General features: G+C 39.1%; 16 protein-coding genes. 12 read left to right on the forward strand and 4 right to left on the reverse strand.

Annotated features, from left to right (window positions below; translation table 11 throughout):
- The first annotated feature begins 43 nt into the window (after positions 1–43).
- From ACFX4N_RS20085 to murC, 5 genes are all read left to right on the forward strand, one after another.
- Positions 44–847 (forward strand): DUF1444 domain-containing protein, encoded by an 804-nt coding sequence (locus ACFX4N_RS20085; protein ID WP_013059503.1) that lies wholly within the window; start codon positions 44–46, stop codon positions 845–847.
- Positions 848–849: 2 nt separating this feature from the next.
- Positions 850–1,455 carry a YtpR family tRNA-binding protein gene (gene ytpR / locus ACFX4N_RS20090; RefSeq protein ID WP_013059502.1) on the forward strand — a complete coding sequence of 202 codons (606 nt, stop codon included), beginning with the start codon at positions 850–852 and terminating at the stop codon, positions 1,453–1,455.
- A gap of 429 nt (positions 1,456–1,884) precedes the next feature.
- On the forward strand, positions 1,885–4,995 hold the full coding sequence (locus tag ACFX4N_RS20095) for a DNA translocase FtsK (protein ID WP_029319968.1): 3,111 nt from the start codon (positions 1,885–1,887) through the stop codon (positions 4,993–4,995).
- Between the two features lie 339 nt (positions 4,996–5,334).
- On the forward strand, positions 5,335–5,988 hold the full coding sequence (locus tag ACFX4N_RS20100; RefSeq protein WP_013059500.1) for a hypothetical protein: 654 nt from the start codon (positions 5,335–5,337) through the stop codon (positions 5,986–5,988).
- Positions 5,989–6,173: 185 nt separating this feature from the next.
- Positions 6,174–7,475 carry a UDP-N-acetylmuramate--L-alanine ligase gene (murC, locus tag ACFX4N_RS20105; RefSeq protein WP_013059499.1) on the forward strand — a complete coding sequence of 434 codons (1,302 nt, stop codon included), beginning with the start codon at positions 6,174–6,176 and terminating at the stop codon, positions 7,473–7,475.
- Between the two features lie 41 nt (positions 7,476–7,516).
- Here the strand turns inward: murC and ACFX4N_RS20110 are convergent, their stop codons facing one another.
- Complete coding sequence (locus ACFX4N_RS20110) at positions 7,517–8,632, reverse strand: aminopeptidase (protein ID WP_013085232.1); 1,116 nt, start codon at positions 8,630–8,632, stop codon at positions 7,517–7,519.
- Positions 8,633–8,914: 282 nt separating this feature from the next.
- On the opposite strand from ACFX4N_RS20110, the gene ACFX4N_RS20115 reads away from it, so the two are divergent.
- The 7 genes from ACFX4N_RS20115 (at position 8,915) to motS (ending at position 15,035) form a co-directional block, all read left to right on the forward strand.
- Positions 8,915–9,400, forward strand: coding sequence for a DUF948 domain-containing protein (locus ACFX4N_RS20115; protein WP_013059497.1), 486 nt, complete (start codon positions 8,915–8,917; stop codon positions 9,398–9,400).
- 27 nt (positions 9,401–9,427) lie between these two features.
- The gene (locus ACFX4N_RS20120; protein WP_013059496.1) at positions 9,428–9,883 is read left to right on the forward strand and encodes a YtxH domain-containing protein; all 456 of its coding nucleotides are present in this window, start codon (positions 9,428–9,430) and stop codon (positions 9,881–9,883) included.
- Positions 9,884–10,096: 213 nt separating this feature from the next.
- A complete protein-coding gene (gene ytxJ / locus ACFX4N_RS20125) occupies positions 10,097–10,420 on the forward strand; it encodes a bacillithiol system redox-active protein YtxJ (RefSeq protein WP_013059495.1) in 324 nt (107 codons plus the stop codon).
- A 478-nt stretch (positions 10,421–10,898) separates the two neighbouring features.
- Entirely contained in the window at positions 10,899–11,975 is a 1,077-nt protein-coding gene (locus ACFX4N_RS20130; RefSeq protein WP_013059494.1) for a bifunctional 3-deoxy-7-phosphoheptulonate synthase/chorismate mutase, read from the forward strand.
- 558 nt (positions 11,976–12,533) lie between these two features.
- The gene (ccpA, locus tag ACFX4N_RS20135) at positions 12,534–13,532 is read left to right on the forward strand and encodes a catabolite control protein A (RefSeq protein WP_013059493.1); all 999 of its coding nucleotides are present in this window, start codon (positions 12,534–12,536) and stop codon (positions 13,530–13,532) included.
- A 53-nt stretch (positions 13,533–13,585) separates the two neighbouring features.
- The gene (motP, locus tag ACFX4N_RS20140; RefSeq protein WP_013059492.1) at positions 13,586–14,389 is read left to right on the forward strand and encodes a flagellar motor protein MotP; all 804 of its coding nucleotides are present in this window, start codon (positions 13,586–13,588) and stop codon (positions 14,387–14,389) included.
- Entirely contained in the window at positions 14,379–15,035 is a 657-nt protein-coding gene (gene motS / locus ACFX4N_RS20145; protein WP_029319972.1) for a flagellar motor protein MotS, read from the forward strand. The genes motP and motS overlap by 11 nt, the downstream gene beginning before the upstream one ends.
- 28 nt (positions 15,036–15,063) lie before the next feature.
- Here the strand turns inward: motS and ACFX4N_RS20150 are convergent, their stop codons facing one another.
- The 3 genes from ACFX4N_RS20150 to ACFX4N_RS20160 are packed head-to-tail and all read right to left on the reverse strand — an operon-like array spanning position 15,064 to position 17,531.
- Positions 15,064–16,227 carry an acetoin utilization protein AcuC gene (locus ACFX4N_RS20150; RefSeq protein WP_029319974.1) on the reverse strand — a complete coding sequence of 388 codons (1,164 nt, stop codon included), beginning with the start codon at positions 16,225–16,227 and terminating at the stop codon, positions 15,064–15,066.
- Positions 16,227–16,868, reverse strand: a complete 642-nt coding sequence (locus ACFX4N_RS20155; protein ID WP_013059489.1) for an acetoin utilization AcuB family protein — start codon at positions 16,866–16,868, stop codon at positions 16,227–16,229. Before ACFX4N_RS20155 ends, ACFX4N_RS20150 begins: the two co-directional genes overlap by 1 nt.
- A 30-nt stretch (positions 16,869–16,898) precedes the next feature.
- Positions 16,899–17,531, reverse strand: a complete 633-nt coding sequence (locus ACFX4N_RS20160; RefSeq protein ID WP_192099938.1) for an N-acetyltransferase — start codon at positions 17,529–17,531, stop codon at positions 16,899–16,901.
- Positions 17,532–17,693: the final 162 nt, after the last annotated feature.

The raw sequence follows: 17,693 nt of genomic DNA on the forward strand, positions 1-17,693 counted from the left end.
TTCATACATAAAAATGAGAAAAGGAGGCGTAAATATGGCGAAAATGAATAGTCAAAAGATGAGAAAACTACTAGAAGAGCGATTAACGGGTGCGGATTGGTCATTTTTATTTGATCGTGAAAAAGATACGCTGCGCGTTGAACATCAGGAAACGAAAAAAGGTGTAACCATTTCTTTACCTGGGCTAATTGCAAAATGGGAAGAAAAAAAGGAAGCGGCTCTAGATGAAATGGTATATTATATAAAAGAAGCTCTTCGTGTTATGAACGATGAACAGCAGGTAACGGGAAAAGAAAAGCGCATTTATCCAGTTATTCGCTCAACGTCTTTTCCAGATAAATCGAATGAAGACGTGCCGTTGATTTATGATGAACATACAGCTGAAACACGCATTTATTATGCGCTTGATTTAGGCAATACATATCGTCTATTAGATGAGAAACTAATTCGTAAGGAAGATTTAGATCTATCCGCAGTGCGGGAAATGGCTAAATTTAATCTTCGCTCTTTGCCGATTTCACATAAAAAAGATACGGTAGCAGGCAATGACTTTTATTTTGTAAATCAGAACGATGGATACGATGCAAGCCGAATTCTTAACGAGGCATTTTTGCAAGATTTTGCTTCTAGTGTTTCGGGCACAATGGCTGTAGCAGTACCTCATCAAGATGTGCTGATTCTAGCTGATATCCAAAACGAAACGGGTTATGATATTCTTGCGCAAATGACCATGAGCTTTTTTGCAAGTGGACGTGTACCCATCACAGCTCTTTCATTTTTATACGAAAACGGTGAGCTAGAACCTATTTTTATTCTAGGAAAAAATCGAAGTAAAGGACGGGACTAATTATGAATCTTTTTTATAATAAAGAAGGTATCGGCGATACGTTAATCGTCAAGCTAGAAGATATCGCAATTGAAAATCGTACGTTTGAAACAAAAGGCGACGTTGTGCGTATATTTGATCAAAAATCAAATACAACAGCTGGCTATAACATCTTTCATGCTTCTTCTAAGTTAAAAGTAGAGGGAAATGGTTCTCTTGAATTAACAGAAGAAATGGTGGAAGAAGTAAATCATGTACTTAGCGAAAGCGGTTTTGAAGGTAAACTTGAAGTGGATTTATCTCCTAAATTTGTAGTGGGATATGTTCAAGAAAAAGAAAAGCATCCAAATGCAGATAAGCTGAACATCTGTAAAGTAGATGTTGGCACAGAAACACTTCAAATTGTGTGTGGAGCACCAAATGTAGACGCAGGTCAAAAAGTCGTGGTAGCAAAAGTAGGAGCGGTTATGCCAAGTGGTATGATCATTAAAGATGCAGAGCTGCGCGGTGTACCTTCTTCAGGTATGATTTGCTCTGCTAAAGAGCTGGCGCTTCCGAACGCTCCTCAAGAAAAAGGGATTTTAGTACTTGAAGATAAATATGAAGTAGGTCAACCTTTTCAAGCATAAAAGCAGAGTGCCATACTGATTTATAGGGCAAAAGCATGATGTTTTTTTACACGTATATTTCAAAGCGTTACAGTTGCTGAAAAGCAATTGTCAATTCTTAAAAAGGTTTGATAAAATTAAAAGCCACTAGTATATACTAGTGGCTTTTTTCGCGTTTAATTATGAGTGCTAACTAGACGCGAAAAAATATTTTTGCAAAGAGGAATTTTACTGTATAAATAAGGGAAGCAAAATAGTAGATTTTATAGTAAGAGTTCAAGCATACGTGATAGAATGATAAATGAAAAGATAGTATATATATCCATCTCAGAGAATACTTTGAGGCCAAAGGTAAATAAAGGATGCATGGATAGCTTTTTGTAGATATCGCAGCACTGCGGTATAAGAGGCTAAACGAAGTAAGATAGTCTGATAGAAAGAGTGATAAAAATGGGTTTTGTACGAAAAGTAATGGATTATTTACTAGGATACGAAGTGAAAGAAATCGTTGTAGACGAACATGGAAATACAACGGAAGAATACCCTTTAAATAGAGAAAAAACAATTCCTAAAAAGAAGGCTCCTAAGCCTAAACAAATGCAGTCAGTTCATCAAAAGCCAGTGATGAAAGCAGCGCCAAAACCTTCTGTTCCACACTCGGCCAGAACGCAAAAGCGGAGTTACAGTGAAGAGCAGCAAGATGTTCATACAAAAGTAGCTTATCAATATCCAAAAGGAACGTTTCGTTTTCCTTTAATTGATGATACGGGAGAAGCAAAAAAGGCAGCAGTTCCTAAAAATGAACCAAGGCCTGTAGCAAAAAAGGCACCGGCTCCGTTTTATCAAGAGCCTGCTCGCAAGTCGGCGCTAACACAGCCTAAGTCAGTATCTCAGCCGTTAAAAACGGTATCTGAAAAGAAAGAAGCGGTTCCGCAAGTAAGAAAACGTCCGTTTCGTCCGACTGAAATTCCTTCACCTGTCTATGGGTTTAATAAGCGGCCTTCTAATGTTGTACAAAATGGAAGTGAGGAAGTAGTAGAATATGAGCTTCCGAGTACACAGTTATCAAAAGCAGCGTTTGAAGATGAAATTTACCGACGAGCGATGAATACAGCTGTTGTAGAGCCGTTAAGAAAACCAGTTTCTAAGCCTATAGCCGAAGAAGCACCGATTCAAGAAACAGAAGAAATGATGCAACTGTCTTCTCAGCGTTTTGCTCAGTGGAAGCAATATGAGGAAAATCAAAAAGAGAAGCTATCATTTCCTGAAGAAAAGCCAAGTTCTTCAGTAGCCGTAAAAGAACAGGAAGAGGTGCCAACTTTTGAAGAATCACACGCGGTCGAACCGTTAGTGGGACAAGAGAGAACTCTTGACTGGGATTTAGCGAAAGGTATGACAGCGGCCGAAGAAGTTACAATTTCAGAGGAACCGCGCCCGTCTGAATCATCAGTTTCTCTCCAACAAGAGATAGGAAATGAGACTGAAGAAGTAGAAGCAGAAACGTTGATGGACGGAAGCGCAGTGTTTTTACAAGCAGCAGAAGAAGTAGAAGTAGAAGCACTAAAGCCTAGAAAGAAAGAAGAAGCTCCAGCTGCTGAGAAAGAAAGTGACGTCATTCTAGAAGAGCCAGCAAACAGTGTTCATATGGAAGCAGAACATGAGCTGAATTCTGAAAGTTTAAATTCATCGCAACCCGCAGCTGATGAATGGCAACCAGAAGCGGCATCGGCTGTTGTTCACCAAGAGCTTGAAAATTCGGTGATAAAAGAGGAAGAGAGCAGTATGCAGGAAAGTCAAGAGTTACAAGAACAAGTACAGCAAGAGTCAGCTGTAGAACCTCTTGTACCTGCAGAACAGCCAGGAAATGCTGAACGAGCTCGCGGTAAGCGATTAGTGCCTTTTAACGTGATGATGCTGAAAAAAGACCGCACAAAGATGGATAACAGCGCTCGAGAAAAAAGTCAGCCGTCTCAAGGTTCATACCAAAGGCAGGAGGCAGAAGCTCTGCAAAAAAAAACGGAAGTAAGTAGGCAAGAAGAAGTTCACGGTGAAAAAACCAAAGAAGCGGTTCCACAGGCTTCGTTAAAAGCTGAAGAACCTGTAAATGTAAAGGCTTCTTCTCCTTATGCATTTCCTGGAATGAACTTGCTTAACATTCCTCCAGCTGCTATTGAAGAAGATAATCAATGGGCGGATGAGCAGCGTGAGCTTTTGGATATGACATTAAAAAACTTTAACGTTCGAGCTAAGGTCGTAAACGTCACGCAAGGTCCTACCGTGACCAGATTTGAAGTACATCCTGAACCCGGTGTGAAAGTGAACAAAATTACGAATTTAACAGATGATATTAAACTGAGCCTAGCCGCGCGTGATATCCGAATTGAAGCGCCAATTCCAGGGAAAAATACGATTGGAATTGAAGTGCCAAATCGTCAAAGTAAGCCGGTGTTAATTCGTGAAATTTTGAGGCATCCTTCTTTTAGAAAAGATAACTCTCCTTTAACGGTGGCGTTAGGGTTAGATATTTCAGGAACGCCGGTTGTGACTGACTTGAATAAAATGCCTCACGGTTTGATTGCCGGAGCGACAGGGTCTGGTAAAAGCGTGTGTATTAATACTATTATCGTCAGCTTGCTTTATAAAGCTGCGCCGCACGAAGTCAAGCTTATGTTAATTGACCCTAAAATGGTTGAGCTAGCTCCTTACAACGGTATTCCGCATTTAGTCAGCCCGGTTATCACGGATGCTAAAGCAGCTACTACAGCTTTAAAATGGGCAGTAGAGGAAATGGAGCGCCGTTATGAATTGTTTGCACATGCGGGCGTACGTGATATTACAAAATACAACGAACGTGTAAAAGAACATAATGAAAAAAGCGGGGAGCTGCCATATCTAGTTATTATTATTGATGAACTTGCCGACTTAATGATGGTATCTCCTGGGGAAGTAGAGGAAGCTATTTGCCGTATTGCACAAAAGGCAAGAGCATGTGGCATTCACTTATTGCTTGCAACGCAGCGTCCTTCCGTAGATGTGATTACAGGCTTAATTAAAGCGAATGTGCCAACGCGTATTGCATTTTCTGTTTCTTCGCAAGTTGATTCACGTACAATTATCGACACAGGGGGAGCAGAGAAGCTACTAGGTAAAGGTGATATGCTGCTTCTTGAAAACGGCTCTTCTAAAAGCGTTCGAATTCAAGGGAACTTTGTTTCAGATGAAGAAATTGACCGCGTTGTAGATCATGTCAAAAAACAAATGAAGCCAACATACTTATTTGATCAAGAAGATTTGTTGAAAAAGCAGCAAAGCTTTGCTTCAAATGAAGAAGATGAGCTTTTCTATGAAGCATGCGAGTTTGTGCTAGATCAAGGCGGTGCATCTACTTCCAGTCTGCAAAGACGCTTCAGAATGGGGTACAATCGCGCAGCGCGCCTAATTGATATGATGGAGCAGCAAGGAATTATTTCAGAAGCAAGAGGAAGCAAGCCGAGAGATGTGCTCATTACCGAAAACGAGCTTCAGGAAATGGAAAGTCAAACAGCCACTTCTACATTTTAAGCTGTTTTTCTACATGTAGGTTAAAAAAGAGGCTATGCAAAATCAGCAGAATACAGCATTGTGTGAGCTAACGCTCTGTCACTGTATCCGTCGCCTCTTGTTTTTCTGCTTTAAGTTCGTTTATACAGAATTTGAGTAGAGATTTTGGAAGAAATCCATCAAGAAAAAAAGGAAAAGGTTTGTCAGAACTAGTAAAATGATTTACTATATGTAAGGATAATGTGTGTTTTGCTTTTTTAGCATGTGATAGTTTGCTATCATTTCTCACCAGCAGAAACATATGAGCTGAAGGCGTATAAAGAGGACAAACTAAAATAATTAGAGTACGAGTGAAGAGTAATGACAGAAGAAAATCATGAACTGATTAACTTTAATGAAATTCGTGAACAAAAGCAGCTTCAGTCTGATAATGCTATTTGCGACTTTTACAATCAATATTTCTTTTTTGTGAACCGCTATACGAATATACGAGAAAAAGTGCGGGCTTCACATTTATTTAAAGAGTTAGTAAACTTGCCTCATGAGGCGCCTCTGTCTGATTCCCATGAACAATTATTTTTTCAGTGGTTTGCATTTGAATATGTAACCATTCAGGGGAAAACCCTGCTGCAGCTTTTTTTAGCTGATCAGGCGAAGCAGAAAACAGAGTCGTTTTTGATTCAAGGAGCCTTTTTTTTGACGAGTGTACTAGAGCCAATTATTGTGTCTAAAGTACCTAATTCGTTTTTCTTAAAAGGATATACCCCATTGACAAATGAGCAGGTTATCATCAAAGATGTAAGAGGAAGATTTGCAAATTTAGAGGAACAACAAGTAATTTGGATTCGAAAAATAAAATCAATCGGATATGACGTGTTAATTGACTCTTTCTTTTTAGGACATAAACAACGCATTGAACAGTTAGTAACGCAATATAATGACAAAAAAAATGCAATGACATGGCGCTCGTTTTTAAAACAGCAGGCTATATACTATGTGATGAAGCCAAAATAAAAGGCCGTTTCGCAAGGCAAGAGAGTAGAAATGGAGTCATGGAGTTATGTTATAAGAAGTGATATAATGTACGAATGTTATCGTGAAATCAGCAATCAAACGACATTTATATACGTTTGTAAGAGCAATTCTAGATAACCGTCATATACTGTCTTACAGATAGACGAATGTTGGAGGTTCTTTATATGACAGTTTACCATTTTGTAGGTATTAAAGGAACAGGAATGAGTGCGCTTGCGCAAATCCTAAACGATATGGGCTTTCAAGTTCAAGGATCGGATATTGAAAAAGAAATTTTTACGCAAAAAGCACTAGAACAGCAGGGAATTCCTGTTTTACCATTTGATAAAAATAATATTAAAGACGGCATGACTGTAATCGCAGGAAATGCTTTTCCTGATACGCATGAAGAAATTGCAGAAGCAGCTTCAAAAGAAGGAGTCAAGCTTGTACGCTATCACCGTTTCTTAGGTGACTTTATGAAACAGTATACGAGTGTAGCCGTAACAGGAGCACACGGAAAAACATCCACAACGGGTATGTTAGCGCATGTGATTCAAGGAGCTGAACCTACTTCATATTTAATCGGAGACGGTACGGGTAAAGGTGTAAAAGACAGCAAGTATTTTGCGTTTGAGGCATGTGAATATCGCCGCCACTTCTTATCTTATACGCCAGACTATGCAATTATGACGAATATTGATTTTGATCACCCTGATTATTTTGCCAATATCGACGATGTATTCAGCGCGTTCCAAGAGATGGCACTTCAAGTCAAAAAAGGAATTATTGCCTGTGGTGACGATGAACATCTGCAGCAAATTCAAGCGAAGGTACCTGTTCTTTATTACGGATTAGGCGAAGAAAATGATTTCCAAGCACGTAATATCGTAAAAAGCACAACAGGCACAACATTTGATGTGTTCGTTCGTAATACATTCCACGCATCATTTGAAATTCCAGGGTATGGCGACCATAACATCTTAAATGCACTTTCTGTTATTGCACTTTGTCATTATGAAGAAATTGACGTTGCTGTGCTGCAAGAGCGTTTTAAAACATATCAAGGTGTAAAGCGTCGTTTCAGTGAAAAGAACGTTGGCAAACAAGTGCTAATCGATGATTATGCACACCATCCAACGGAAATTAATGCAACGATTTCAGCTGCTCGTCAAAAGTATCCAAACCGTGAAGTTGTGGCTGTTTTCCAACCGCATACTTTTACGCGTACACAAACGTTCTTAGAGGATTTTGCAGCAAGCTTACAGCACGCTGATAAAGTATATCTATGTGACATTTTTGGATCAGCTCGTGAGCATCAAGGTAAATTATCAATTGAAGATTTACGAAGCAAAATCAGCGGAGCTGAATTAATTAATGAAGAAACAATTGAATCGTTAAAAGACCATAATGAAGCTGTATTAGTATTTATGGGTGCTGGAGACATTCAAAAGTTTGAAAAACTATATCAGCAAACCGTATCATAAAAAAAAGGCACTCAGGAGAGTGCCTTTTTTTATTTCAAAACTCATTTTAAATTTTCAGGATTTAACGCTTTTAATTCCTCAATGACAAATAGCCCGTCTTTACGAATTAACACGTCATCGAAATAAATCTCACCGCCGCCGTATTCTGGGCGCTGAATCATCACCATATCCCAGTGGATATTTGACTTATTTCCATTATACGCATCTTCGTAGCACTCGCCAGGAGTGAAGTGGAAACTTCCGTCAATTTTTTCATCAAATAAAATGTCTTGCATTGGATGTTGAATATATGGATTTACGCCAATCGCAAATTCGCCAACAAAACGTGCGCCTTCATCCGTATCAAAAATGCCGTTGATGCGTTCTGTATCATTAGCGGTTGCTTCAACAATCTTACCGTTTTTAAATGTTAAGGATACATTCTCAAACGTAAAGCCTTGATAGTTAGAAGGAGTGTTGTAAGAAATTGTTCCGTTTACAGAATCACGTACAGGAGCCGTGTATACTTCACCGTCCGGAATATTCATTTCCCCGGCACACTTCACTGCAGGAATATCTTTAATAGAGAACGTTAAGTCTGTATTCTCACCTGTTAAACGCACTTTGTCCGTACGGTTCATGAGCTCAACTAAAGCATCCATCGCTTTGCTCATTTTGCCATAGTCTAAGTTACATACATCAAAATAAAAATCTTCAAATGCTTCTGTACTCATTTTAGCAAGCTGCGCCATTGAATCGTTTGGATAGCGAAGAACAACCCATTTTGTTTTTGGAACGCGAATTTCTCTATGTACTTTTTTACCGATCGTATTTCCTTGGATTTTCATTTTATCTGCCGGAACATCTGATTGTTCAAAAATGTTTGAACCAGAACGCAAGCCAATATAAGCATTCATTTCTTTCATCACATTTGCTTCGAAGTCTGCCATCATATTGAACTGCTCTTCTTGTGCACCGTTTAAAAGAGCGCGGTCTACCGAATGATCTTTTAGCAGTACAAATGGATAGCCACCCGCCTTGTACGCTTCATCTACAAGTGCTGTCACAAGTTCGCGCTGAAGTCCAAAGTTTTCGATTAATACTTTTTCTCCTTTTTGAAGGCGAACAGAATAATTAATTAAATTTTTAGCTAATGTCGCAATTCTAGGGTCTTTCATAAATAGTGCCTCCTTAAAATAACAATGATTGGTGATTCACTTTCTATTGTACCCCACTGAGCTTATTTTGTTTGTTTTTATGCTTTAAAATCCTTTTTTTCTTTAGGAAGGGAAATAACTCATATATCGCGAAATAATGTAACAATCTTCCCTTTTTCTGAATAAAGGCAGAGAGAATATGGTAAAGTTAAAGAGTCTATAGGGAATAGAAGGTTTAATTGTTTATAAAATTGGGAAAGTAGTTATAACAAGAGAGAAGAAAATAGGAGGTGCCTTGCACAGATGGTTATTATTCTTTATTTAAGCGCTGCTATTGTTGCCATTGCGATTTTTTACCTGGTGGTTTCCGTGTCCAAAACATTGAAATCCGTTCAGCACACATTAAATTCAGTGGCAGGTACTTTAGACGGTGTAGAAAAGCAAATGACAGGAATCACAGCCGAAACAACTGCACTTTTACATAAGACTAATCTGTTAGCTGAAGATATTCAGCGTAAATCCGAAGCGCTGAACACAGTGGTGGATTCTGTTAAAGGCGTAGGTGACTCAATCCAAGACCTAAATAAGTCTATTAAAAGCGTATCATCAAGCGTTTCAGAGAAAGTAGAAGAAAATAAAGAAACTGTTGCTCAAGTTGTTCAATGGAGCAATGTTGCATTAGACGTATGGGAACGTATAAAATTAAGAAAACAGAAAAAAGTTGACGCAGAGCCTGTACCTGTTGAAGTAAAAGAAAAAGCGGTTCAACGCTCACGCTCATTTTCATAAGGATGAACTTTAAAGGAGGAGACGCATATGTCAAACAAACCAAATAAACCAAACAACACTTCAAATAAAGGCTTTTTAGTAGGAACAGTGATTGGAGGAGTTGTAGGAGCTGCAACGGCATTACTACTTGCTCCAAAATCAGGTAAAGAGTTCCGTTCTGATTTAAATGAGCAGGCAGCTTACGTTCGTTTAAAAACAGAGCAAGCGAAAAACAGCGCTGTTGAAAAAGGACAAGGGTTTGCTCAAACGGCTAAAGAAAAAACGGCTGGTCTATCACAAACACTGTCTGAGCAATCTTCACAAGTAGTGGACAAGGTGAAAAACTTCCGTAAAGTAGATCCTGAACACGAAGCATTACCGCCAACAAGCTTAGAAGTGCTTGCTGATGAAGTTGAGTCTCAAAGCAACGAAGACGTTCAGCAAAAGCTAACAGAAGCTCAAAAAGCACTAGATGAAGTGGAAAGCACAGTGCCACGACCATAATAAAGAATCAAAAGCGTTTACCCTACAGGGTGAACGCTTTTTTTGTATGTAATTTAGGTTGGATAACAACAAGTAAATAATCGTTTCATTGCAGGAAACCCCCCCACCTTATAAATGAATTTATGAGCATCATACATAAAGCTGAGCACTCTTTTTGTATGGAAACGGTCAAACCATGTAAACTTAAGAGTAAGTACAGAAAGGGTGAAAAAAATGAAAAAAATTTCAACAGTTGAAGAGTTCGAACAAGTTGTAAAGGAAAACAATCGCTTTTTATTTTTAAAACACAGTACAACGTGTCCAATTAGTGCAGCTGGTCATGAGGCATTTTCAGCATTTGCTTCTAGTCATGAAGACATTCCTTCTTATTATCTTCATGTCCAAGATTCACGTGATGTATCTAACTATATTGCTGAGACGTATGAAGTGAAGCATGAATCACCTCAAGCGCTTCTGTTTGAAGATGGAAAAGTAAAGTGGCATGCTTCTCACTGGAACATTAACGAAGACGAATTAGCGAAAAACGTAGCTCACTAATCGAAAAAGTATTTTAGTAAAAGAAAAATCCGAACATTAATCGTTCGGATTTTTTCATTGGCGGGGTGAACGTAGGTTTACTGTATGGAGCTGCTTCTAGCGGTAGATTGGAGGGCAAGACGAAGACTCCTGCGGGAAAAGCGAAACAGGTGAGACCCCACAGGAGCGTAAGCGACGAGGAGGCTCAGCGGCCGCCCGCGAAAAGCGAAGTCTTGCACAGAAATCAACAGCGGTATGACACGCAATCCATAATAGATTGTTTATCCCATTTGTTCGCCTTTAGATTGGAGCGATTTAGCTATGCCTCAACCTCTTTTTTTTATAAGCTGATTGCGGTTTCATCCGCTTTTTCGTACAATAGATGTAGTTTAGCACATAAAAGCAGAGAAGCCCCTTACATATATCCTCCATCATCTATCATCTTATGTAGTAACCCTGCTAAACGGATTTTTTAAAATCAGTGAAAGGGTGGACGTACATGACGAATTCAGATCTTCAGCATTTGCGATCTCAAATTGACGAAGTAAATATGAAACTGTTAAAGCTTATTAATGAGCGAGGCGAGCTTGTTCAAGAAATAGGAAAGTTAAAAGGAATGCAGTCAACCAAACGTTTTGATCCCGTTCGTGAACGAGCAATGCTTGATGCGATTTTAAGCAAGAATGAAGGACCGTTTCAAACGTCTACGCTTCAACATATTTTCAAAGAGATTTTTAAAGCTCATTTAGAGCTTCAAGAAGATGATCATCGTAAAGCACTTCTTGTATCCCGTAAAAAGAAGCGGGAAAATACAATTGTTACGGTAAAAGGAGAAACAATTGGTGACGGACTTCAGCGTTTTGTAGCAGGACCTTGTTCCGTTGAAAGCTATGAGCAAGTAGCAGCCGTAGCAAAAGCCGTAAAGCAGCAGGGCGTGCGGATGCTTAGAGGCGGAGCCTACAAGCCAAGAACATCTCCTTATGATTTTCAAGGCCTTGGCTTAGAAGGATTGCAAATTTTAAAAAGAGTAGCTGACGAATACGATTTAGCCGTTATTAGTGAAATTGTCGACCCGGCTGATATTGAAACAGCTGTAGAATACGTAGATGTGATTCAAATTGGTGCTCGTAATATGCAAAATTTTGAGCTGTTAAAAGAAGCGGGTGCGGTGAAGAAGCCTGTCTTATTAAAGCGAGGCTTAGCCGCTACGATTGATGAGTTTATTAATGCTGCTGAATACATTGTTTCAAAAGGAAATGATCAGCTGATTTTGTGTGAACGAGGAATTCGTACGTATGAGCGAGCAACGCGAAATACGCTGGATATTTCAGCTGTTCCCATTTTAAAACAAGAAACTCATTTACCTGTTTTAGTCGACGTCACGCATTCAACGGGAAGACGAGATTTACTTGTTCCAACGGCTAAAGCAGCTCTTGCCATTGGGGCAGATGGAATTATGGCAGAAGTTCATCCAGATCCTGCGGTAGCACTTTCTGATTCAGCTCAGCAAATGGATATCCCGCAATTTACAGAATTTATGAAGCAGCTAAAACCTATATGTAACTTAAATTTATAAAAAAACGTAAAAATGAAAAATTCGTATACTTTTATGACAAGTTTGAGGCACTTAATGGTTTCAAGCTTGTTTGCCTTTCGTTATAATAAAGATAAGCGAAATTATCACGTATTTTGAAAACAGTCGATAACTTTTGTCAAAATAGGAAAGAATAAGTGCAAATCCAAAAAACAAGAATTTATGAAATTCTCGTGAAACTTGTCGGAAAAAGGCGGTAAATACGTTGCGATGAAGCACATAGTATCGTATAGTAGTTACAGATATTCGCTATCATTCTGTGATTGCATATGATATAAATTCGCGATTCACTTTTTTTATTTACTTAATATACACCGTCTTTTACATTGTTACATATAAACTGGTAAAATTGTCTTTGCCACGTAATAATAAGGGCATAACAGGAATGATTTAGATGCATACAGGGTATCTAAGCTGTATGTAAGAGTGAAGGAGCTAGAAATAGCCATTCTATAAAGGAAGATGGATTTATATACGTAAATACAAGAAATGAAATAAGGATAAAATAAACGAAATGTTTTTCGATAAGGAGTGTTTGTTGTGAACGTAACAATTTATGATGTAGCAAGGGAAGCAAGCGTGTCGATGGCAACGGTTTCTCGTGTGGTAAACGGAAATCCAAATGTAAAACCATCAACTAGAAAAAAAGTATTAGAAACAATTGAAAGACTAGGCTATCGTCCGAACGCAGTAGCGCGTGGATTAGCAAGTAAAAAAACAACGACAGTAGGAGTTATCATTCCTGATATTTCAAATATTTTCTATGCAGAATTAGCGCGTGGAATCGAAGATATTGCAACGATGTACAAATATAATATCATCTTAAGTAACTCCGATCAAAATCAAGATAAAGAACTTCACCTTTTAAATAACATGCTTGGTAAACAAGTAGACGGAATCATCTTCATGAGTGGGAATGTAACGGAAGAACACGTAGAAGAGCTAAAAAAATCACCGGTTCCAGTTGTACTTGCAGCATCAATCGAATCAACTAACCAAATCCCATCTGTAACTATTGATTATGAACAAGCAGCTTTTGATGCAGTGCAATCACTAATTGACAGCGGTCATAAAAATATTGCATTCGTTTCAGGTACGTTAGAAGAACCAATCAATCATGCGAAAAAAGTAAAAGGGTACAAGCGTGCTCTTACTGAAAGCGGATTGCCTGTACGTGATTCTTATATTGTAGAAGGAGACTACACGTACGATTCAGGTATTGAAGCGGTTGAAAAACTATTAGAAGAAGATGAAAAGCCAACTGCTATTTTCGTTGGAACGGATGAAATGGCATTAGGCGTTATTCACGGGGCACAAGATCGCGGGTTGAATGTACCAAACGATCTAGAAGTTATCGGTTTTGATAACACAAGACTTTCAACAATGGTTCGTCCTCAGTTAACATCTGTTGTACAGCCAATGTATGATATTGGTGCTGTAGCGATGCGTCTCTTAACAAAATACATGAACAAAGAAACGGTAGACAGCAGCATTGTACAGCTTCCTCACCGCATCGAGTTCAGACAATCAACAAAATAATACCTGTGAATGAATAAGAACGAATCCAAAGTTCAGACACGGGGAGATAGAATATGAAAAAAGTTGATATGCTCACACCTATAGGGATACTAATTGGTATCTCTATGGTTGTGTTTGGGGTTATTTCAAGTGGAGGAATGAGCGGTTTTTTAGCTTTTATTGATGTACCATCGATTTTAATTGTACTGGGAGGCGTTTTTGGTACGCTGTGCGTGAGCTTTCCTTTAAAACAATTGAAAAATATGGGAAAAGTAGGGAAACAAGCGTTTCAATCTAAAGAAATAAACGTAGAAGAAATTGTAGGAACATTTGTACATTTATCGGAAAAAGCGCGTCGAGAAGGACTTCTATCGTTAGAAGCAGAGCTTGAACAAATCGATGATTCATTTGTGAAAAAAGGTATTTTGCTAGCCATTGATGGAGTAGAACCGGAAATGATTCGAGAGCTGCTTGAAGCTGAAATAGCTGCAGTGGAAGAAAGACATGCGAGAGGTCGAAGTATGTTTGAAAAAGCAGGCGATTATGCCCCCGCTTGGGGAATGATTGGGACGCTCGTTGGGCTAGTGCTAATGCTTAAAAGCCTTAATACCCCTTCATCGCTTGGGCCTAACATGGCAATTGCTCTTTTAACGACTTTCTACGGGGCGCTGCTTTCAAACTTGTTTTTTCAGCCAATCGCAGCTAAATTAGCTGGTAAAACGGAGCATGAGCTTTTTGTTAAAGAAGTGATTATTGAAGGTGTCATCGGCTTGCAGGCGGGTCAAAATTCTCGCTTTGTGCAAGCAAAGCTAAAAGTATTTGCCCCTGTTGAAAAACGAAAGCTGGAAGAAAAGAGAGAACACGTTCGTGAAGCGTAGAAGAAAAAGGTATTCGGCACAGTCGCCAAAATGGATGGTAACATTTGCTGATTTGGTGACGTTAATATTAGTTTTTTTTATTTTACTATTTTCAATGTCTAGCGTGGATAATCAAAAGTTTCAGACCGTTGTCAATTCGCTTACAAGCGGTGGATCGTTAGCTTCTGTAGAAAAGAGCCAGCAGTCTCAAAAGCTGGATAGCATTTTAGCGAAAGTGCAGGACTACCTGAAGGAAAATAAGCTTCAGAATGTCATTACTGCTAAGCGAGATGAACGCGGGGTTGTGCTTATTTTACAAGAACAGGTGCTGTTTGAAACAGGACAAGCCGACATTTTGAAAAAAGGTACCCCTTTTCTGGATGAATTAGGAAGGTTATTCAGTACTATTCCAAATGATATTAAAGTAGAAGGTCATACCGACAATCGACCCATTCACACCTATCGTTATCCATCTAATTGGGAACTATCGGCAGCGCGTGCTAGCGGCGTCATACGTTATTTAACGAACCATTTTTCTCTTTCTGCTAACCGCTTTGAAGCACTTGGATACGGAGATACAAAGCCGCTTGTTCCGAACACGTCTAATGGCAATCTACAAAAAAATAGGCGCGTCGAAATTATTATTTCAGATCCCGAAGCACAGTGAAAAAGGCCATACACTTGTATAGCCTTTTTTAAGAATGAGATGTATGAGAACGAATAGGATAAAGAGCGCGCTCAAGAGTTTGAGCGTTTTTTTCTGTTATTTCTGGTTTTCTTGGAATTGGCTGATAGATATTAGGTTCATCATCCCACTTTGTGCAAACGGGGTGAGGCGATACTTTTGTCCATTTTTCAAGCCATGACAGAGGAAGCATGCCTTCTGCCTTTCGTTCAATCATTTCAAGCCAAATGAATGACCAAGCCCGAGGAACAACCCGCCAAATATCATAACCTCCTCCGCCAACCGCAATCCATCTTCCCTGACAGTATTCATGGGCAATTTCATGAGCAATTTTAGGAATCTCACGATATATTTTCGTGGTGCCGCATAAATGAGTGAGCGGATCGTAATAATGAGAATCGGCTCCATTTTGTGTCAAGATAACATCTGGTTTAAAAAAAGCAGCTACTTCTTTTAAAGAGGTCTTATAAACGTCGAGCCAAGACTCATCTTCCGTATAAGCATCAACAGGCACATTAAATGAATAACCATAGCCTTCACCGTGCCCGCGTTCGTTAACGTTTCCCGTGCCTGGAAACAAGTAGCGTCCCGTTTCATGAATGGAAAGAGTACAAACGGAAGGGTCGTCATAAAATGTCCATTGCACGCCGTCACCGTGGTGAGCATCTGTATCGACATAGAGAACACGCGCGTTGTACTTTTGCTGCATATATTTGATGGCTACCGCGCTATCGTTATAAATACAGAAGCCGGAAGCTTTTCCTCGAAAGCCGTGGTGCAATCCTCCTCCTAAATTTAGAGCATGCTTAGCTTTTCCAGTCATCACATAATCTACAGCAGTAAGTGTACCCCCAACTAAAAATGCACTAGCTTCATGCATGTTGGGAAACATAGGTGTATCTTCTGTTCCAAGACCAAAATCTGCTGCTTTTTCAACAGAAAGCTCGCCGCTTCCTGCTAATTTTACCGCTTGAATATAGCTAGTATCATGGACAAGCTGAAGTTCTTCATCAGATGCCATCCGCGGTAATACAATATCTTGATTGCCTAAAGCGCCAAATTCCCGTAACAGTTCATATGTTAGTTGAACACGAAGCTGGTTAAACGGATGATTATTGCTGAATTTGTACGAAAGAATATCATCTGAATAAATAAATACAGCATTACTAGTCATTACGTCATCTCCGGTAATTTAGGCCACAACACCTCATAGCCGTTTTCTTTTAATGTATTTATACTAATCAATGGATTAATAGCTTGAATGCGAAGCACAAGGATTTTATATCGTTCATCTACATCAGGGTAGACGAGTACGCTTAAGATGTTTGTTTTCTTTGAACCAAAAAGGGATGTAACTTCAGCGAGCACGCCAGCCTTATTTTCTACTTTTATTTCAATTTGTGAACCTGGCTTATTGGTGCCGGTAAGCTGAATAAACGTATGTAATAGATCTCTTTCGGTAACAACGCCTACTAACCGCTTGTTTTTTGTGACGGGAATACAACCGATTTGATGTTCATAAAAAATACTTGCAATTTCTTCAACAAAATCAAGAGGGTGAGCTGTAATGACTTCTTTTTGCATAATCATCCGCACGGGTTCGGATAGAAGAGCAGATGTATAAGTATTATCTAAAATAGATGGACTTGCATCTCTTACGTCTCGATCAGAAATGATGCCAACTACGTGATGAAGGTCATTAACGATAGGAATATGTCTAATCTTATGTGTATCTAAAAGTTTCATAGCTTCAGCAATCGTATGGTCGGGGGTTAAGGTAACGAGATCAGTTTTCATCATCTCTTCAACAATCATCAGACACAGCTCCTTTTCTTAAAGGTCAGCTTAATACATAAAGCGATTTCGAAAGCGCAGGCTATCAAATTCTTGTATGCTTTCTTGAGGTACTCTGCTCCCGATTCTTACCATCAAACAATTAGCAGGGTGGGAGCTAATCTCCGGATCATCTGTGGCAAACCACGTCAGTCCGCCTTTATTCATCATTTTCTCCATAATTTTGCGGTAATCCCACACATTTAGCCCTGTTCCTTTTAAATCCCAATGCCAGTAGTATTCTGTCGTAATGACAATATAATCTTCCATTGCATCATCCATCATAGATACGATAAGCAAGTTTTTACCAACAGCGTAGCTGCGAAATGGAGCGGCTACCTCTATAGCTCCTAATTCGATTAAATTCTCCATATTTCCTTCCGACCATCGTTCTAGAGGATCGGGATATAAAAAGGTTACATAACCAATGATTGTATGACGATGGCGAGCAATAATGATTCTACCTTCAGGCAAGTTGGCAATCTCGATCAATGCTTCTTTTTGCTGTTCAGGTGGACGAAAGGCCGTTAGTTGCTCATGAAAATCAAGTTGTTGCAAGGTCTTGGAGGAGACAGGTCCTTCAATAACAATTGCTCCGACAGCGGTTTTTAGTTCTTTCATATTGTATGTTTGGGAATGTTTCACATGAATCACCACCTTCAAGCAGTCTTATCTGTATTATAATACAAAAAAAACTTTATATTAAAGCGTTTTCAAAAAATTAAATAAAAGAAAAGGAGTTTTTTAAAATATATAGAATAGAAAATTAAAAGAGATTCTTGTTAATTCGACACTTCTATAACAAAG

It is taken from the genome of Priestia sp. YIM B13551 (assembly GCF_042787905.1).
In the GTDB taxonomy this organism is placed as follows: domain Bacteria; phylum Bacillota; class Bacilli; order Bacillales; family Bacillaceae_H; genus Priestia.

Coding starts and splice junctions, on each gene's coding strand:
- ACFX4N_RS20095 (WP_029319968.1), top strand. CDS start 1,885: ATGGGTTTTGTACGAAAAGTAATGGATTATTTACTAGGATACGAAGTG.
- ACFX4N_RS20150 (WP_029319974.1), bottom strand. CDS start 16,227: ATGACTAGTAATGCTGTATTTATTTATTCAGATGATATTCTTTCGTAC.
- ytxJ (WP_013059495.1), top strand. CDS start 10,097: ATGAAAAAAATTTCAACAGTTGAAGAGTTCGAACAAGTTGTAAAGGAA.
- ytpR (WP_013059502.1), top strand. CDS start 850: ATGAATCTTTTTTATAATAAAGAAGGTATCGGCGATACGTTAATCGTC.
- motP (WP_013059492.1), top strand. CDS start 13,586: ATGAAAAAAGTTGATATGCTCACACCTATAGGGATACTAATTGGTATC.
- ACFX4N_RS20100 (WP_013059500.1), top strand. CDS start 5,335: ATGACAGAAGAAAATCATGAACTGATTAACTTTAATGAAATTCGTGAA.
- ACFX4N_RS20130 (WP_013059494.1), top strand. CDS start 10,899: ATGACGAATTCAGATCTTCAGCATTTGCGATCTCAAATTGACGAAGTA.
- murC (WP_013059499.1), top strand. CDS start 6,174: ATGACAGTTTACCATTTTGTAGGTATTAAAGGAACAGGAATGAGTGCG.
- ACFX4N_RS20120 (WP_013059496.1), top strand. CDS start 9,428: ATGTCAAACAAACCAAATAAACCAAACAACACTTCAAATAAAGGCTTT.
- ACFX4N_RS20115 (WP_013059497.1), top strand. CDS start 8,915: ATGGTTATTATTCTTTATTTAAGCGCTGCTATTGTTGCCATTGCGATT.
- ACFX4N_RS20110 (WP_013085232.1), bottom strand. CDS start 8,632: ATGAAAGACCCTAGAATTGCGACATTAGCTAAAAATTTAATTAATTAT.
- ACFX4N_RS20155 (WP_013059489.1), bottom strand. CDS start 16,868: ATGATTGTTGAAGAGATGATGAAAACTGATCTCGTTACCTTAACCCCC.
- ACFX4N_RS20085 (WP_013059503.1), top strand. CDS start 44: ATGAATAGTCAAAAGATGAGAAAACTACTAGAAGAGCGATTAACGGGT.